At 61.2% G+C, this 17,135-nt stretch carries 12 protein-coding genes; 8 read left to right on the top strand and 4 right to left on the bottom strand.

The genetic code is table 11. The features are described from left to right. Positions 1-79: 79 nt before the first annotated feature. Genes gspF through gspD form a run of 3 tightly spaced genes read right to left on the bottom strand, consistent with a single transcriptional unit; the run spans position 80 to position 5,170 of the window. Entirely contained in the window at positions 80-1,297 is a 1,218-nt protein-coding gene (gene gspF / locus BLS41_RS01250) for a type II secretion system inner membrane protein GspF (protein ID WP_074762577.1), read from the bottom strand. Positions 1,298-1,301: 4 nt separating this feature from the next. Then, positions 1,302-2,819, bottom strand: coding sequence for a type II secretion system ATPase GspE (gspE, locus tag BLS41_RS01245; RefSeq protein ID WP_074762576.1), 1,518 nt, complete (start codon positions 2,817-2,819; stop codon positions 1,302-1,304). Continuing rightward, entirely contained in the window at positions 2,816-5,170 is a 2,355-nt protein-coding gene (gspD, locus tag BLS41_RS01240; RefSeq protein WP_074762575.1) for a type II secretion system secretin GspD, read from the bottom strand. The genes gspE and gspD overlap by 4 nt, the downstream gene beginning before the upstream one ends. Positions 5,171-5,681: 511 nt before the next feature. Between gspD and BLS41_RS01235 the strand changes: the two genes are divergently transcribed. Beyond that, positions 5,682-6,128 carry a lytic transglycosylase domain-containing protein gene (locus BLS41_RS01235; protein ID WP_074762574.1) on the top strand — a complete coding sequence of 149 codons (447 nt, stop codon included), beginning with the start codon at positions 5,682-5,684 and terminating at the stop codon, positions 6,126-6,128. A gap of 258 nt (positions 6,129-6,386) precedes the next feature. Continuing rightward, a complete protein-coding gene (locus BLS41_RS01230) occupies positions 6,387-7,733 on the top strand; it encodes a GTP-binding protein (protein WP_074762573.1) in 1,347 nt (448 codons plus the stop codon). Between the two features lie 116 nt (positions 7,734-7,849). Here the strand turns inward: BLS41_RS01230 and BLS41_RS01225 are convergent, their stop codons facing one another. Beyond that, the gene (locus tag BLS41_RS01225; RefSeq protein WP_006050811.1) at positions 7,850-8,128 is read right to left on the bottom strand and encodes an HU family DNA-binding protein; all 279 of its coding nucleotides are present in this window, start codon (positions 8,126-8,128) and stop codon (positions 7,850-7,852) included. A gap of 413 nt (positions 8,129-8,541) precedes the next feature. Here BLS41_RS01225 and mnmC point away from each other — a divergent pair, with 413 nt between their 5' ends. The 6 genes from mnmC (at position 8,542) to BLS41_RS01195 (ending at position 17,089) form a co-directional block, all read left to right on the top strand. Next, complete coding sequence (gene mnmC, locus BLS41_RS01220) at positions 8,542-10,509, top strand: bifunctional tRNA (5-methylaminomethyl-2-thiouridine)(34)-methyltransferase MnmC2/FAD-dependent 5-carboxymethylaminomethyl-2-thiouridine(34) oxidoreductase MnmC1 (RefSeq protein WP_074762572.1); 1,968 nt, start codon at positions 8,542-8,544, stop codon at positions 10,507-10,509. An 845-nt stretch (positions 10,510-11,354) separates the two neighbouring features. Then, on the top strand, positions 11,355-12,560 hold the full coding sequence (locus tag BLS41_RS01215; protein WP_074762571.1) for a cation:proton antiporter: 1,206 nt from the start codon (positions 11,355-11,357) through the stop codon (positions 12,558-12,560). Between the two features lie 184 nt (positions 12,561-12,744). Then, a complete protein-coding gene (locus BLS41_RS01210) occupies positions 12,745-13,860 on the top strand; it encodes a YbdK family carboxylate-amine ligase (protein WP_074762570.1) in 1,116 nt (371 codons plus the stop codon). A gap of 535 nt (positions 13,861-14,395) precedes the next feature. Further along, the gene (locus tag BLS41_RS01205) at positions 14,396-15,034 is read left to right on the top strand and encodes a MarR family winged helix-turn-helix transcriptional regulator (RefSeq protein WP_074762569.1); all 639 of its coding nucleotides are present in this window, start codon (positions 14,396-14,398) and stop codon (positions 15,032-15,034) included. Positions 15,035-15,174: 140 nt separating this feature from the next. Continuing rightward, a complete protein-coding gene (locus BLS41_RS01200) occupies positions 15,175-15,903 on the top strand; it encodes a glutamine amidotransferase (RefSeq protein WP_074762568.1) in 729 nt (242 codons plus the stop codon). Positions 15,904-15,976: 73 nt separating this feature from the next. After that, on the top strand, positions 15,977-17,089 hold the full coding sequence (locus BLS41_RS01195; RefSeq protein WP_074762567.1) for an NADH:flavin oxidoreductase/NADH oxidase: 1,113 nt from the start codon (positions 15,977-15,979) through the stop codon (positions 17,087-17,089). Positions 17,090-17,135 lie beyond the last annotated feature (46 nt).

Here is a 17,135-nt window from a genome sequence, read left to right as displayed (position 1 = left end):
GCTAGTTCGCTTCAACCGGTTGCGCGGCTGCGTCAGCCGCAATTCGCCGCGCAACCCGGCCTCGTTTCGCGTTACCGCATCACTGCACGAGGTTGTTCAACTCGATGATCGGCAGCATCACCGCCAGCACGATCACCAGCACCACGCCCCCCATCGCCAGAATCAGCAACGGCTCCAGCAGGCTCGTCAGGAACATCGTGCGGCGCTCCAGCTCGCGTGCTTCGCCTTCGGCTGCGCGGTCGAGCATGGTCGTCACATCGCCGGTGGCTTCGCCTGAACGGATCAGGTGCACCAGCACCGGCGGAAACGTCTTCGTATTGCCGAGCGCGCGCGACAGCGACGTACCTTCGCGTACCCGCACGATCGCATCGTCGATGTTGCCGCGCATCGCGTTGTTGCTGAGGGTTTCCGCAGCGGCTTGCAGCGCGCGCAGAATCGGTACGCCAGCGGCTGTCAGAATGCCTAGCGTGCTCGCAAAACGCACGGTGTTGTAGCCGCGAACGAGTTTGCCGAGCAGCGGCGCGGTGAGCAGCCAGCGGTCGAAAACGAGACGCGGACCAGGCTGCTTAAGAATCGAGCGCACCATGTACGACAGCGCGAACACGCCGATCAGCACCGCCCACCACCAATGCCGCACGAAGCCGGACAGCGCCATCATCATGATGGTGAGGAAGGGCAGTTGCTGCTTGGTGCTGGCGAACACGTTCACGACTTGCGGCACCACGTAGCTCAACAGAAACGTGACGATACCGAACGCGATGAGCGTGACGATGGTCGGGTAAGTGAACGCAAGCACGATCTTCTGTTTCAGCGCATTGCTTTGCTCGATATAGTCGGCCAGACGCGACAACACCAGACCAAGCTTGCCCGTATGCTCGCCCGCCGCGACGAGTGCGCGATAAATCTCGGGGAAGTCTTTCGGATGCTGCGTCAGCGCATTGGCGAGCGAATGGCCGCCGAGCACTTCCGCGCGAATCGACGCCATCAGTTCGCGAATGTAATCGCGTTCCGACTGATCGGTCAGCACCGCGAGCGCTTCGTCGAGCGGCAGACCCGCGATCAGCAGGCTCGCCAGTTGGCGCGTGAGAATGGCCTGTTCGCGCTGCGACAGACGCCGTCCCAACGACAAACGCTGATTTCGCTCACCCCGCGTTCGCGTGGCCGCCGGTTCGACGACGAGCGGCGTCAGTCCCTGCGAACGCAGATTCGTGCGGGCGCCGCGCGCGCTGTCCGCGTCGAGCACGCCTTTTTGCGCTTTGCCCGCCGCATCGATTGCTTCGAAACGAAATGCCGGCATGCGCTTATACTCCGCCCGTCACGCGTATCACTTCTTCGAGCGATGTCAGCCCCGAAGCGAGCCAGCGGTCCGAATCTTCGCGCAACGTGCGCATGCCTTGCGCGCGACCGGTGGCGAGAATTTCCGCATCGGCCGCATTGCGGTGAACCAGCGAGCGGATTTCATCGTCGATCAGCAGCAGTTCGTAGACGCCGCGGCGTCCTGCGTAACCAGACTGGCCGCATTTGTCGCAACCGACCGGATGCCAGCGCACGCTGCCGTCTTCTTCGGTACGCTCTTCGCGGCACGACGGACACAGGCGACGCACCAGCCGCTGCGCCAGCACGCCGAGCAGCGACGACGCCAGCAGATACGGCTCGACGCCCATGTCGGTCAGACGCGTGACCGCGGAAGCCGCGTCGTTCGTGTGCAGCGTGGCGAGCACGAGGTGACCCGTCAGCGATGCCTGCACCGCGATCTGTGCCGTTTCGAGGTCGCGGATTTCACCGATCATGATGATGTCCGGGTCCTGCCGCAGAATCGAACGCAACGCGCGTGCGAAGCTCATGCCGATCCGCTCGTTGACCTGCGTCTGGCCGATGCCGGAGAGGTCGTATTCGATCGGATCTTCGACCGTCATGATGTTGGTCGTCGCCGTTTCGAGCCGCGACATCGACGCGTATAGCGTGGTCGTTTTGCCCGAGCCGGTCGGGCCCGTGACCAGCACGATGCCGTGCGGCTTGCCGATCAGCTTGTCGAATTTGACGAGCGTGTCGGGCGCCATGCCGAGCGCTTCGAGATTCAGACGCGACGCGTCCTTTTCCAGCAGACGCAGCACCGCGCGCTCGCCGTGACCGGTCGGCAGCGTCGACACCCGCACGTCCACCGGACGCCCGCCCACGCGCAGCGTGATACGGCCATCCTGCGGCAAACGTTTCTCCGCGATATCGAGTTGCGCCATGATCTTGATCCGCGAGATCAGTGCGCCGTGCAGCGCCTTCTTCGGCCGCACGACGTCGCGCAACGTACCGTCCACACGGAACCGCACCACCGACGCGTTCTCGAACGGCTCGATGTGAATATCCGACGCCTGTTCGCGCGCGGCCTGAGTCAGCAGCGCGTTGATCATGCGGATGATCGGCGCGTCGTCTTCCGATTCGAGCAGATCCTCGACCTCGGGAATGTCCTGCATCAGACGCGACAGATCGACTTCGCCTTCGACCTCGCCGACCACCTGCGCCGCGCTGCCGTCCTGGCGCGCGTAGGCCTGGTTGATCGCCTGCGCGAGTTCGTCGGCGGGCAGACGCACCACCGACACCGCGCCGAAATTGCGCGTGACTTCGGCGAGCGCGGCTTCGCTGGTGCGCTCGCTGATCCACACTTCGAGGCTATCCGCGTGCTGATGCGCGACCAGGATCTGGCCGCTGCGCGCGAAGCCGTACGGCACGAGCCGGGCCGCGACGCTCGAAGGCGCAGCGCGCTCGCCTGCGACTGCGTCGCCGTCCTGAGTGCGATGGACTGCTTGCGCGGGCGCCTGTGTCACTGCGTTACTCCTTGCGACTGCGTGCCGTTAGCGGGTGCGGGCATCACGGCCGGATTCGGCACGATCGCCGGGTTCGGCACAATGGCAGGCGCCGGCGTGACCGTCGACGGAACCGTGGTCGGTGCCGGCGACACCGTGGCCGGAGCCGGTGCGACAGGCGCCGGAGCACCGGTAGCCTGCTGACGGCGCATCGCGTTCAGATCGAACAGGTTCATCGCAGCGGAGCCGCCCTGGCTCGGGCCGATCGGCATCGGCGGCATGACCGGATCGTCCTTGTCCTTCATGATGAAGTTATCCGACTTGTACGCGCCCTGCACACCCTGCACGTAGTCGTAACGATTCGCCGTCACCGCCTGCGCCGTATCGCGATCGTTGATGATCACCGGACGCAGGAACACCATCAGGTTGGTCTTGTCGCGCGTTTTCTGTTCGGAGCGGAACAACTGGCCGATCCAAGGGATATCGCCGAGCAGCGGCACCTTGCTGTTGCTGACCTGATAGTTGTCCTGCATCAGGCCGCCCAGCACGATGATTTCGCCGTTGTCGGCGAGCACGGTCGACTGGATCGAGCGCTTGGTGAATTCGGGACCGGCGGGGTTGGTCGTCGCGTTGGTCGTGCCGTTCACGATCGCCGAGTCTTCGGTGTACAGCTGCAGCTTGAGAATACCGCCGTCAGTGATCTGCGGCTTCACGTGCAGCGTCAGGCCGACGTCGACGCGATCGTACGTGTTGAACGCCGCGCTCGTAGTGCCGCTCGTCAGGTTCGAATACGAACCGGTCTGGATCGGCACGTTCGTCCCGACAATGATCTTCGCTTCTTCGTTGTCGAGCGTGATCAGGTTAGGCGTGGACAGCACGTTGGCGTCCGCGCTGGTCGACAGCGCCTGCAACAGCGCGCCGAGACCCTGCACACCGAAAATGTTCTTGATCCAGCCAACGTTCAGGCCTTGCTGGAGACTGGTGAGCGACGAAGCCAGACCGCCGGTCGCGGCGTTAGCCGTCAGATTGATAATGCTGTTGCTCGAACCCGTCGTCAGATTGGTGCCAGCAAACATCGAGTTGTTCGCGACCTGCCACTGAATACCGAGGTTACCGCTGGTATTCGAGTTCAGTTCGACAATCAGCGCTTCGATGTAGACCTGCGCGCGGCGCGCATCGAGCTGGTCGATCACGGCGCGCAGATTGCGATACACCGGCTCGGACGCAGTGATGATCAGCGAGTTGGTTGCGGCGTCGGCCTGGATCATGCCGCCAGGCTGGTTGTCGTCCTTGTCCTTGTCGCCACCGAGCAGGCCGCCGTTACTGTTGTTGCCCGAGCCGCTGCCGCCCATCGGCGAAGCGGACGAACCGCTACTGCTGGAGCCCAGGCTGCTCGAAGGCAACGGCGGCGTACCCGACGTACCGGTCGAATTGCTGCCGCCCGAGCCGCCGCTACCGCTGCCGTTAAACGAGTTCGCCGAACTGGAGTCGCTCGACGAACCGGAGTCGCCGCCCTTGCCGAGCATGCCGCGCAAGGTCTTCGCGAGCTTGGTCGCGTCGGCGTTGCGCAGCGGCACGACGTGCATGTTGCCGGGCATCGTGGTCGGCGCGTCGAGTTCCTTCGCAAGCTGTCTCGCCGACGCGAGACGGCCGGGGTTCGACGCGCGGATCAGCAGCGAATTGGTGCGCGAATCGGCGGTGACGGAAACCTTCAGCGTTGCGTCGGTGCTGCCGATCGCGCCCGGGTCGAGCATCTTGGTCAGCTGCGCGGCGATGTCGAGCGCGTTGCCGTTCTTCAGCGGCACGACCGCTACCGATTGACCCGCCGCCGTATCGACACCCGCGATGATCTGCGCGATACGGCGCACGTTGTCGGCGTAATCGGTCACGACAATCGTGTTGTTGGCGGGGTAGGCCGCGACGGTATTGTTCGGCGAGATCAGCGGACGCAGCACCGGCAGCAGATTGTTCGCGGATTCGTTCTTCAGCACGAACACCTGCGTGACCACCTGGTCGCCGCGCGCGACAGGCGCGTTGCCGACGTAGGTCGGCACGCCTTGCAGCTTGGCGTCGGCTTCAGGCACGACTTTCAGTACGCCGTGGTCCTGGACCAGCGCGAAACCCTGCATGCGCAATGCGGATTGCAAGGTCTTCAGCGCCTGATCTTCAGGCACCGCGTTTTCGGACACGAGGTTCAACTGCCCTTTGACACGCGGGTCGACGATGATCGTCTTACCGGTTGCGGCGCCGATTGCTCTCGCGACCTGATCGATGTCGGCGTTCACGAAGTTGAGTGTCACCTGTGCCTGTGCTGTCTGCGCGGTGATCAATCCAGCCACCAGCAGCGCCGTTGCAACGCGACGCAAAGCCATACTATTTCTTCTCATGGAATGTGATGTCGATGCCAACAGCATGTGCTGCCGACGGTCATGCAGTGCGAACACGGAGGCTGGACGCCGCCTTGCCGGTCTGCGGGCCAGCCTCACGGCCTGAAGTCGCCTCGGGTGGGGACCACCCGGTGTCCGAAAAAAATGAACAGTAACAGTTTTTCATGTCGGATTTGTCACAAAACGAACGACTGGACGCGATTCTTGTACGCGAGTGCTGGTCTGTTAATCAATTGAAAGCTGATCGGCATAAACGGCGATTCTGGGATGCCCGTTTTCTGCCTGCTTATGTCTGTTAGCTAACTTGGATGCAAACCGGACTGCCGGTATCATACGAGCGGTTCGGGTTCCGGTTGAGGGTTTGCCGACGCGGGTTTTCCCCGATGTTCGACGAAGGCCCGGCCAGCAAGCTCGTACGTCTGCCGGCGGCTAAAATGTGGCCGGACAAAAACCTTACCACCCCTTACCCTTGCGATTTGCTTAGTCGTCTTGACCGATGAAACGACCCTTTGTCACCGTGACTGCCGGACTTGCCTTGCTAATAGCGGCAGGGTCGGCGCACGCGGATTGTTTTGACGAAGCGGCGAAGTATCAGAAGGTCAACCCATTGATTCTGCGAGCAATTGCGTGGCAGGAGTCGCACAACCGGCCTGACGCGCAACACAAGAATGCCAACGGTTCAATCGACTACGGCGTCATGCAGATCAACTCGATTCATCTGCCGGTGCTCGCGCAATATGGGATCTCGCAGGGCACGCTCATGGAGCCGTGCAAGAACGTCTATATCGCGGCATGGCATCTTCGCCATCAGATGAACAAGTACGGCAACACCTGGCAAGCCGTGGGTGCCTATCACTCTGAAACGCCGGCTTTGCGCGACAAGTATTCACAACAGATCGCCGCGATTCTGCGTAAGTGGAATCTGATGCCGGCCGCGCGCTGAACACAGGATTCGTCAGGAGTGCCTGTCGGTCTATGTCAACGGGGAGTCGCCGGGATCAATAAGCGGGTTCGCACCCTCCTTACCGCATAATCGCGCCGCACACAAGCCCCGCAGTATACCTTCTTCCTGTTTTTGACCTTCGCGCGTCACGCGACCGTCTGCCGTTTTGATGCACAATGCGGCTTCGTGCTGCCGTCCAGGCCGACGTCATGACGGCCTCGCGGCACGCCTTCCAATCTTCTTGTTTTCCGTACTGCGATGAACCAGCCGCTACTGCCCGTCACCGTGCTCTCCGGTTTTCTGGGCGCCGGCAAGACCACGCTCCTGAATCACATCCTCGCGAATCGCGCGGGCTTGCGCGTGGCCGTGATCGTCAACGATCTGGCTGCTGTCAATATCGACGCCACGCTCGTGCGCGATTCCGCGGCGCTGTCCCATGTCGAAGAGCAACTCGTCGAGTTGTCGAATGGCTGTATCTGCTGCACGCTGCGCGACGATCTGCTGCTGGAAGTCAAACGCCTTGCCAGCGAAAAGCGTTTCGATGCGATTCTGATCGAGTCGACCGGCGTGGCCGAACCCATGCCAATCGCGGAAACCTTCAGCTTCGTCGACGACGACGGCGCGTCGTTGTCCGACGTCGCGCGGCTCGACACGATGGTGACTGTGGTCGATGCGTTCAACTTCCTGCGCGACTACGGTTCGTCCGACGCGCTCGCCGAACGTGGCATCGCCGCGACCGACGAAGACGACCGCACGGTCGTCGAATTGCTGATCGAGCAGATCGAATTCTGTGATGTGCTGGTGGTGAACAAGGCCGACCTCGTCAGTGCCGACGAACTCACGCAACTGCAACGCATTCTGGCGCGCATCAATCCGCGTGCGGTGCAGGTGGTTGCCCGTTTCGGCAACGTGCCGCTCGCTGAAGTCGTGAACACGGGTCGTTTCGATTTCGATGAAGCGGCGAGTGCGCCGGGCTGGCTGACATCGCTGGCTCATGAACATGAGCACGGCCATTCGCATCACAGCGAAGCGGACGAATTTGGCATCGGCAATTTCATCTATCGCGCGCGCCGGCCGTTTCATCCGGAACGGTTGTGGGCGCTGCTGCATCAGGAATGGAAGGGCGTGCTGCGCAGCAAGGGCTTTTTCTGGCTGGCGACGCGTAACGATATTGGCGGCTCGCTGTCGCAAGCGGGCGGCGCTTGCCGGCATGGTCCGGCGGGTATGTGGTGGGCCGCGCAGGATCGCAGCGAATGGCCGGAGGGCGACGACGAACTGCTGGCCGAAATCGCCGCCGACTGGTACGGCGATCCTGACGATATGAGCATCGGCGACCGTCGCCAGGAACTGGTGATGATCGGCGTCGGCATCGATCCGGCCGGGTGGACAGCGAAGTTCGACGCGTGCCTGCTGACCGACGACGAATATGCGCTCGGCCCGCAAGGTTGGCAGCAATTCGCCGATCCGTTCCCCACGTGGGATTTCGACGAAGACGATCATGACCATGATCACGGCGATCACCACCACCATCATGGCTGCAATCACGACCACGAGCATGACGAAAACTGTCATGGTCACGGCGAGATCCTGCATCGCCACGATTAAGCATATTAGAAGCCGCGATGATGCATGTCGCGGCTTCTTACCTTCACGTCATTCGAAACGTACGGACGAAAAAAAACCCGCCGTGGGCGGGTGTCAACTGCCAGGCAGTAATCTGCTTAGCGCTTGTTGACTGCGTCCTTGAACGCCTTGCCTGCCGTGAACTTGACGGTCTTGGCAGCCGGGATCTTGATGGTTTCGCCGGTCTTGGGATTACGACCCGTACGCGCCGCGCGCTTGCCCGAACCGAAACTACCGAAGCCGATCAGCTGGACTGCATCGCCCTTCGAAACAGACTTCTTGATCACTTCAAGCAACGTGTCCAGTGTTTCACCGGTTTGAGCCTTGCTGGCGCCCGTCTGTCCTGCGACGGCGTCGATCAGTTCCTGTTTGTTCATTAAGGTTCCTTTCTGGTTTAGGTTGACACGAACAGCGCGAACGCGCCGATTATACGTGCGCGGGCCGCGCCGTCGAGCAGCTACGGCTTCGGAGCCCCTCCGACCTGAGCGCCGGGAATTTGACAGATCCGGCGGCCGTGCTGCCGCTCCTCTCGCGGCGCTTGCTATGATAGCGCAGCGCAAACCCAATCAGGACAAGGGTTTCGAAGATTTCAGCGGTTCTGGCGGCGATATCGCAAGGAAACTGCAATATGTCGACCTTTGCGACCCCAACCAAGGGCTGAAACCCAGTAGGGACGGGGCTTGGCGTTGGTTTTTACCAACGTCTCGCGCGTCTTTTTCGCCGCCAGGCGACCTGCGCGCGCTGGCGGTAACGTTCGACCGCTCTCCCCGAGCGTCATTTTTCGACGCGAATGACCGATCCGCTGATCCCCGCCGTCCTCGCTTTCCGCGACAACGGCACGCCTTTTTCGCCGCTTTATAACGACATCTATCACAGTGCCGTCGGCGGTCTCGACCAGGCTCACTACGTTTTTCTGCGCGGCAATTCATTGCCCGAACGGTGGCAAGGCCGACGCACGTTCACCGTGCTCGAAACCGGCTTCGGCATGGGCATCAACTTTCTGGTGACGTGGGCCGCCTGGCGCGCCGATTCGTTGCGCTGCGAGCGGCTGCATTTCGTATCGACGGAGAAGCATCCTTTTACGCTCGACGACTTGCGCAGCGTTTATGCCGCGACGCTGTCCGATCCCACGATTGCCGAACTGGCAGACGCGCTCGCCAACGCCTGGCCGATGCTCGTTCCCGGCACGCACCGGCTCGAATTCGACGAAGGGCGCGTCGTGCTCACTCTCGTTTTCGCCGACGCGGCCGAGAGCCTGCCCGCCTTGCGGCTGCGCGCCGACGCGTTCTATCTGGATGGTTTTTCGCCCGCCAGAAATCCCGAAATCTGGACGCCAGCCATCTTCAAGGCGCTCGCAAGGCTGGCGGGCGAGGGCGCGACGATCGCCACCTACAGCAGCGCGGGCGACATCAAACGCGCGCTGACCCAGAACGGCTTCGAATACCGCAAGGTCGACGGATTCGGCTGGAAGCGGGCGATGCTGGTTGGCCACTTTGCGCCGCGTTGGCGGGTGCGCCGCTATGAGCCGCCCGCGCCGCTAGAGGTGCGGGAGCGGCATGCCGTGGTGATCGGCGCCGGACTCGCGGGCTGTGCGGTGATCGAGCGGCTTGCGGCGCGCGGCTGGCGGGTGACGTCGCTGGAACGGCATGCGTCGGTCGCGCAGGATGCGTCAGGCAATCCCGCCGGCGTGTTCCATCCCATGATTTCCCGCGACGACAGCGTTGCGTCACGCGTCACCCGCGCGGGCTTTCTGTACGCGCTCAGGCGCTGGGCCGAACTGGAACGCGCGGGTCATCGTTTGTTGCGAGGCGGCCCCGGCCTGTTGCAGATCGCCGCGGACGACGACGAAGCCCGCGCGATCAGCGAGGCGATCGCCGCGTTCGGTTATCCGCCTGACTATGTGACGCCCGTTTCGGCCGGGGACGCTGAACGGCTCGCGGGCACACCGCTCACGCGCGGCGGATGGCTGTTTCCGCACGGTGGCTGGATCGACCCGGCGTCGCTCTGCGCGGCTCAACTGGCCGCAGCGGGCGATCATCTCGAGCGGCGCTTCGGCGTAGAAGTCGAGCGGCTCGAACGATCCGGCGATCAATGGACGGTATTCGACACCGCCGGTAACGCGGTCGTCAGCGCGTCGGTGGTTATCGTCGCAAGCGCTCACGATGCAGCGCGCATCGCCGGATTGCGCTATGCGCCGACTCGCAGTATCCGCGGCCAATTGAGCTTACTGCCGCCGCAGACGGTGCCCCCGCTCGCGCTACCGGTGATCGGCGAAGGTTATGCGGTGCCGCTTGCCGACGGCGTCACGTTAACCGGCGCGACCTACGAACTCGACGATCCCGAAACATCGTTGCGCGCGGACGGTCATCGGGAAAACCTGGAGCGGGTCGCGCAAATGCTGCCGGCATTCGAAGGCGCGATCGACGATGCGCAGACGGCGTCTCTGGCCGGCCGCGTCGCATTTCGCTGCGTGACGAGCGACCGCATGCCGATGATCGGCCAACTCGCCGACGAAGCTCAGGCGGCCGAAGACGCGCAGCGTTTACGCGGCGCCTGGCCGCTCGATCTACCGCGCATGGATGGCGTATACGGCGCCTTCGCATACGGCTCTCGCGGACTGGTCTGGTCGGCACTCGGCGCGGAACTGATTGCGTCGCAGATCGAAGGCGAGCCGTGGCCGCTGGAACGCGATCTCGCAGAAGACATCGATCCGGCACGTTTCCTCTTGCGCGCCTTGCGGCAGGGAACGGTGAGTTAACCGCCGATGTTAACGAGCGCACGGAGCGAAAAAGTTATCCACTGAAACATGTGGATAACCGCGCAGTTAACCTGCGCAAGTCGTGTGGAACCGTTGTGGACGTAAACGGGGTAACTCGGCCGCTGCCAAAAACCGCCAAAAGTTACCCTCGTATACGCGCCGGTCCCTCACATGCTGTGCATGCGGTTATGCCGTCGGCAAACCGCTGATTCATTTCGGTAAACAGGAGTTATCCACAGAAACCGAGGCACCTTGTTAACTGTTACTACGTATACATACAGTAAACCTGTAAACAGCAAAGCCGAGGCTGGAGACGCGCTCATCGGCATAGCCCGTCCCTTCAAAACGGCGCAAAACTTCTGCGTCGATGTCCCGAAAAGCACACACGGGACAGTCAATCTTTCACGTTTACGTTGGCTCGCATCAGCGGTAAAAAAGTCGCTTTTTCCTCTTGTCGTGAAGATAACGTACGTTTTTACCGTTTTGCCTGCATGTTCGTGTGTTTTCGGTTGAGGCTGAAAAAGCTATGGCACAATCGCCGTTCTTTTCCGCGTCGTGCCCTGCCTGTAGCGGCACACGCAGTTAACGGAACGGTGCCGGACAATCAGAATCTGATTCAAAGTCGGCGGCGTTCTTTCACCGTGCCTCGCCGGTAATCACGGCGGCACTCATGAATGTGCCGGGCTCTTGCTGCTGCAGCGCATTCAGATCATCCGATCATAGAAAAACCGCAACGCTGGCCACGCGAAGCGATTGCGACGGTAAACGTGTCTCGCGTTTACGCGTTCGCCGGTGTTTACGCTGTTCGTGTCGTCTGCCGTTGCTGCAAAGGAGAACCCATCACGATGAATTCGGCGTTTTCATTTTTTCCAGCCTGGCCGCTTTCACCCGACGCCATTTTTTGGGCTGGTCTCGCGTTGCTGGCCGCCGGTTTGTGCGGTGAACTTTGTTATCGCGCGTGGCGTTTACCGCGCATCTCCGGCTACGCAGTGATTGGCCTGATAGCAGGCTCTGCGGGTTTTGGCGTGATCGATGCGGAATCAGCGCGCGCAGCGCGGCCGCTGCTCGATGTCGCGCTCGGTTTACTGTTATTCGAATTGGGTAGCCGGCTCGATTTGCGCTGGATTCGCCGCAATCCCTGGCTGATTCTTTCTAGTGTCGCGGAAGCCACGCTGACCTTCGCGCTGGTTCTTCCGGTTTTGCTGTTTCTGAAAGTGCCGCTGATGGTGGCCACCGTGCTCGCCGCGATCGCCATGGCCACGTCGCCGGCGATGATGATCCAGTTGAAAACCGAGTTGCGCGCGGAAGGGCAGGTCACGCAGCGTTTACTTACGCTCACCGCGCTGAACAGCATGTATGCGGTGGTGATCGAAAAGCTCGTGTCGAGCTGGCTGCATCAGGAGGTTTACGGCAACGTTTTCGCAACTATCCTGCAGCCGCTTTATCTGCTGGCCGGCTCGCTCGTGCTTGCGTATCTGCTGGCGCGCACCTGCACGTTTTTCTATCGACGCCTGAACATGCAGGACGAGCATTCGTTCGTTGCACTGTTCGGTCTCGTGTTGCTGGCGATTGCGGTCGCGCATCTGTTCAAGCTGTCGACCATTCTGGCGCTACTCGCTGCCGGCATCATCGTGAAAAATCATGAGGCGCGTCCGCAGTTGTGGCCGCAGCATTTCGGCACGGCCGGCTGGCTGCTGACCGTGATTCTGTTTGTGCTCACGCTGACTTCGTTCGAATGGAAAGACATCGCGCTTGGCGGTGTCGCGGCGCTGGGTCTGATCGTTGCTCGGCTGGTGGCGAAACTCGTCGGCGTGCTGGCATTTGCCAAACCGAGCGGATTGAACTGGAAGCAGGGGGTCGCGCTCGGTTTGTCGTTGTCGCCGATGTCGGCGCTCGCGTATCTGCTGGTGGACGACACTTACAACCTGTATCCGAATTTCGATCCGCAACTGCGCGCCATCGTCATGTGTTCGATTTTCGTGCTGCAGATTCTCGGGCCGTGGCTCGTTTACCGCAGCCTCGCGGTGGTGGCCGAACGGCGCGAAGAGTAGGCGGCCGTCAGCGGCGGTTAACGGGGCTTAAAGCAGTGGCTTAGCAGTGGCTTAAAGCCGTGGCTTTAAAGCAGCTTTGAAGCGCTTCGTTGCCTGAAGTTTGACCAGCAAGATTCAACTTATTCGATTCAAAAAACGGCCGGGTATGTGACACATTCCCGGCCGACCTGACTCAGGGGACGCCATGTCACTCGAACCCTTCATCGATTCGAAGCCGTTTACGTTCGGCGTCGAACTCGAAATGCAGATCGTCAATACGCATGACTATGATCTGACCAAAGCCGGCTCGGATTTGATGCGTCTGATCAAGGACGAAAAAATCCCCGGCAACATCACGCCGGAAATCACCGAAAGCATGATCGAGCTGTCGACGGGTATCTGCACGACGCACGAGCAGGCCGTCACCGATTTGCGCAAGATTCGCGACACGCTGGTGTCGGCTGCCGATCATCTGAACGTCGGTTTGTGCGGCGGCGGCACGCATCCGTTCCAGCAATGGAGCGAGCGGCAGATCGTCGATACACCGCGTTTTCAGTACCTGTCCGAGTTGTACGGCTATCTGGCGAAGCAGTTCACGGTGTTTGGCCAGCACGTTCACATCGGTTGCCCGAATCCGAACAGCGCGCTGTATCTGCTGCATTCGATGTCGCGCTTCATTCCGCATTTCATCGCGCTGTCTGCGTCGTCGCCGTTCGTGCAGGGCGTGGACACCGGCTTTCATTCGGCACGACTGAATTCCGTATTCGCGTTTCCGCTTTCGGGCCGTGCGCCGTTCGTGCTGACGTGGGACAGTTTCGAGGAATATTTCTCGAAGATGGTCCACACGGGCGTGGTCAACAGCATGAAAGATTTTTACTGGGACATCCGGCCGAAGCCCGGTTTCGGCACGATCGAAGTGCGCGTGATGGACACGCCGTTTTCCGTGGATCGCGCGGCCGCCATTGCGTGCTACATCCAGACACTTGCACGGCATCTGCTGCTCGACAAACCGATCACGCCGAAGGAAGACGACTATCTGGTCTACACGTTCAACCGTTTCGAAGCATGCCGATTCGGTCTCGCCGGGACCTGCATCAACCCGCAAACGGGCGAACGAAAAACAATTTCCGAGGACATCCTCGAAACGCTCGACCTCATCGCGCCGCATGCGGAAGCGTTGGGTTCGGGCAATGCGCTGGCCGAGATCGGTGCGATCGCCCGCGGACAGGTGAATGACGCAACGTGGTTGCGCAGCGTCTTCAGCCAGGAAAAGTCCTTGCACGAAGCGGTGCGGCAGCAATGTCTGCAATGGCGGGCGTAGCCGCTGAGGCAAGTTTGAGCCAGGCCGTAGAGAAACCCGCTTCGTGCGGGTTTTTTTTCGTAATTAAATTTTCTGACCTACAGCCCTTCAGATTTCCGCAAAGTTTACGTATACCTCGGTAGGAGTGTCGAACGAGTTTTGCCATTGCCTGTGGACAACTGAATAATTCCCTGAAAAGTCAACACGCTGCGAAAATGATAACCAGACGGTTAAGCGCCTTATCCGCAATGGTTTGCAAGGGCAATTCAGGTTGTGGCGAATTCGTTCCAGGCACGTATAAAAAATCGGTACACAGGCTATCCAAACGTTTTCCCGAGGTTATCCACAACTCGCGTTGGATAAGTTAGCTGTACGATTCGCCGCTGTCGCATAGAATGTTGTTTTCGCCTTGCTGGCTTGCAAGGCGGTAAATTTTTGAGATAGTAGAAACCGTTTCGTCGCAGTTGGATGAAGCTACCCCACACGAGCTACGGGCGAAGTCGGAGAACAGTTTTCCGGCATTGCACCCGAGCTGCAAATAAACCAATCGAAGATTATGAGCGAAGGCGTATACGGAGAACAGGCAACCGGGCGAGTGACCCACAGCCTATTGCGATTGAGCACGGCAATGCGGAGCCAGGCCTGGGAATGGGCCGAAGGCGCGGGTCTCACGCCGACTCAGGGCGAAATCCTGGTCTTGTTGATGCAACGCAAAGGCCCGATGCGCCTTGGCGAAATCGCCCGTGAAACGGCTTTGACTGCCGCGACCACCAGCGACGCGGTCAGCACGCTCGAAACCAAAGGTCTGGTCGAAAAGCGCCGCGCGCTCGACGACGGCCGCGCTCTGGCAGTTCGCCTGACCGCACGTGGCCGCACGGCTGCGAAGCGCGCTGCGCAATGGCCGGACTTTTTGTCCAAGGCTGTCGGCACGTTGCGTGAAGATGAGCAGGCGGTGTTCTACCGCACGCTGCTCAAAACCATCCATCAGCTGGAAGCACAGAGCCAGATTCCGCCGCACCGCATGTGCCTGAGCTGCTCGCACTTCGAACCGAGCAAGAATCCGAAAAAGACGCCGCATCAATGCGCGCTGCTTGGTCTGAAGATGTCGGACACGAATCTGCGTCTCGACTGCTCGGTGTACGAAGTTGCCGACGTCGCTACCCAGAAGAAGACCTGGAAGATCTTCGCGCAGTAACGCGATTTCTTTTCGAGGCAATCCGCTACACTGCCATGCCGGCTTTGGCAGGCCGCCTACGCCGCCTGTCAGCCGTCTGGCGCCGTGTTGTGGCAAGTCGCGCGGCAAGTCTTTAGTCAACCTGAAAGTAGGGCAGGCCGATGAATCGCGAAGTTCTCGCCATTCGCCATGTGCACTTCGAGGATCTGGGTAGTCTCGAACTGGTGCTCGGCGAGCGCGGGCGTCCCGTGCGCTATCTCGATGTTGGTTTCGCCCGCATCGAGGCGCCGAACCCGGTCGCAGCATCGCTGATGGTGGTACTTGGCGGTCCGATCAGCGCAACCGACGACGCGCTATATCCCACGCTCGTGCCGTTGCTCTCAATGATCGAGAAGCGCATAGCGGCAGGGTTGCCGACGCTCGGCATCTGCCTCGGCGCGCAGCTTGTCGCGCGTGCGCTCGGCGCACGGGTTTATCCCGCAGGACATACCGAAATCGGCTGGACGCCGCTCACGCTGACCGATGCCGGCCGCGCTTCGCCGGTGCGTCATCTCGACGGCGCGCATACGTCCATGCTGCATTGGCACGGCGACACTTTCGATCTGCCCGACCAGGCTACCCGTCTCGCGTCGACCCCCGCCTGCGAAAACCAGGCGTTTGCGTGGGGCGATCACGTACTGGGTTTGCAGTGTCATCCAGAGATTCGGACCGACCGGTTCGAACCCTGGCTGATCGGCAATGCGGGAGAGCTCGCCGGCCACGGTATCGATGCACGGCAGTTGCGTGCCGAGACCGCGCAATTCGGTCCGGCGCTCGAAACCGCGACCCGCAAGATGTTTGCCGAATGGCTCGATCAGGTGGAAGCGAAATCGGGCAGCCCGACGCCTTGACGGGCGCTGACATGCAGTAAACCGCCCACGGTGCTATGCTCGATCGCTCTCGGGTTTCTACTGGGCGACATCCATGAGCGCGCTTTTCTCTTCGCTCACGCTGCGTAGCGTGACGCTTCCCAATCGTATCGTCGTATCCCCGATGTGCCAGTATTCCGCCGAACGCGGTGAGGCCACGGCATGGCACATGATCCACCTCGGCAGTCTCGCGTTGTCGGGTGCTGGACTGCTGTGCATCGAGGCGACCTCGGTCGAGCCGGACGGCCGCATCACCCCCGGCGATCTCGGTTTGTGGGATGACGCGACCGAAGCCGCGCTCGTGCCCGTACTGGCCGCGATCCGCAAACATTCGTCGATCAAGGTGGCGATGCAGTTGTCGCACGCGGGGCGCAAGGCGTCGAGCCACGTGCCTTGGGAAGGCGGTCAGCTGATTCCGGTGTCGCAGGGTGGCTGGTTGCCGCACGCGCCGTCTGCGTTGCCGCATAAGGCCGGTGAGGAGCCGCCGCTTGCGCTCGATACCGCCGGGCTGAACCGGATCCGCGAGGCGTTTGCGGCGTCTGCACGACGCGCTGCGCGCATCGGCATCGACGCTGTAGAAGTGCATGCCGCGCACGGCTATCTGCTGCATCAATTCCTGTCGCCGATCGCCAATCAGCGCGACGACGATTACGGCGGCTCGCTCGAAAATCGTATGCGTTTTCCGCTCGAAATATTCGATATCGTGCGCGCTGCATTTCCCGCCGACAAACCGGTCGGCGTGCGCGTGTCGGCAACCGATTGGGTCGAAGGCGGCTGGACGCTTGCGGACACCATCGCGTTTTCGCAGGAGCTGAAAAAACGCGGCTGCGACTGGATTGATGTGTCGTCGGGCGGTGTATCGCCGTTGCAGAAAATCCCGCTTGAACCCGGCTATCAGATCCCGTTTGCGAAGGCGGTCAAACAGGCAACCGGGCTGACCACGATTGGCGTCGGCCTGATCACCGATCCGCTGCATGCCGAGCAACTGATCGAAGCGGGCGACGCCGATCTGATCGCGCTGGCTCGCGCGTTGCTGTACAACCCGCGCTGGCCGTGGCACGCCGCAGCGCAACTCGGCGCAACGGTCGAAGCGCCGCCGCAATACTGGCGTTCGCAGCCGCGCGAGCAAAAAGCGCTGTTCGGCGATATTTCGTTCGGACAACGTTGAAGCGGCCCGGACAGCTTGCATGAATGCGTCCTTTTGACGGTTGAAG

This window comes from Paraburkholderia fungorum (assembly GCF_900099835.1).
Classification (GTDB): domain Bacteria; phylum Pseudomonadota; class Gammaproteobacteria; order Burkholderiales; family Burkholderiaceae; genus Paraburkholderia; species Paraburkholderia fungorum_A.
Note: the sequence above shows the minus strand (reverse complement) of the source record. Positions and strands in the feature narration are given on the sequence as shown.

What these genes read in the sequence shown, in the direction of transcription:
- BLS41_RS01205 (WP_074762569.1), top strand. Translation starts at nt 14,396, where the DNA reads ATGAGCGAAGGCGTATACGGAGAACAGGCAACCGGGCGAGTGACCCAC.
- BLS41_RS01230 (WP_074762573.1), top strand. Translation starts at nt 6,387, where the DNA reads ATGAACCAGCCGCTACTGCCCGTCACCGTGCTCTCCGGTTTTCTGGGC.
- BLS41_RS01215 (WP_074762571.1), top strand. Translation starts at nt 11,355, where the DNA reads ATGAATTCGGCGTTTTCATTTTTTCCAGCCTGGCCGCTTTCACCCGAC.
- BLS41_RS01200 (WP_074762568.1), top strand. Translation starts at nt 15,175, where the DNA reads ATGAATCGCGAAGTTCTCGCCATTCGCCATGTGCACTTCGAGGATCTG.
- mnmC (WP_074762572.1), top strand. Translation starts at nt 8,542, where the DNA reads ATGACCGATCCGCTGATCCCCGCCGTCCTCGCTTTCCGCGACAACGGC.
- BLS41_RS01210 (WP_074762570.1), top strand. Translation starts at nt 12,745, where the DNA reads ATGTCACTCGAACCCTTCATCGATTCGAAGCCGTTTACGTTCGGCGTC.
- gspF (WP_074762577.1), bottom strand. Translation starts at nt 1,297, where the DNA reads ATGCCGGCATTTCGTTTCGAAGCAATCGATGCGGCGGGCAAAGCGCAA.
- BLS41_RS01195 (WP_074762567.1), top strand. Translation starts at nt 15,977, where the DNA reads ATGAGCGCGCTTTTCTCTTCGCTCACGCTGCGTAGCGTGACGCTTCCC.
- BLS41_RS01235 (WP_074762574.1), top strand. Translation starts at nt 5,682, where the DNA reads ATGAAACGACCCTTTGTCACCGTGACTGCCGGACTTGCCTTGCTAATA.
- gspD (WP_074762575.1), bottom strand. Translation starts at nt 5,170, where the DNA reads ATGGCTTTGCGTCGCGTTGCAACGGCGCTGCTGGTGGCTGGATTGATC.
- BLS41_RS01225 (WP_006050811.1), bottom strand. Translation starts at nt 8,128, where the DNA reads ATGAACAAACAGGAACTGATCGACGCCGTCGCAGGACAGACGGGCGCC.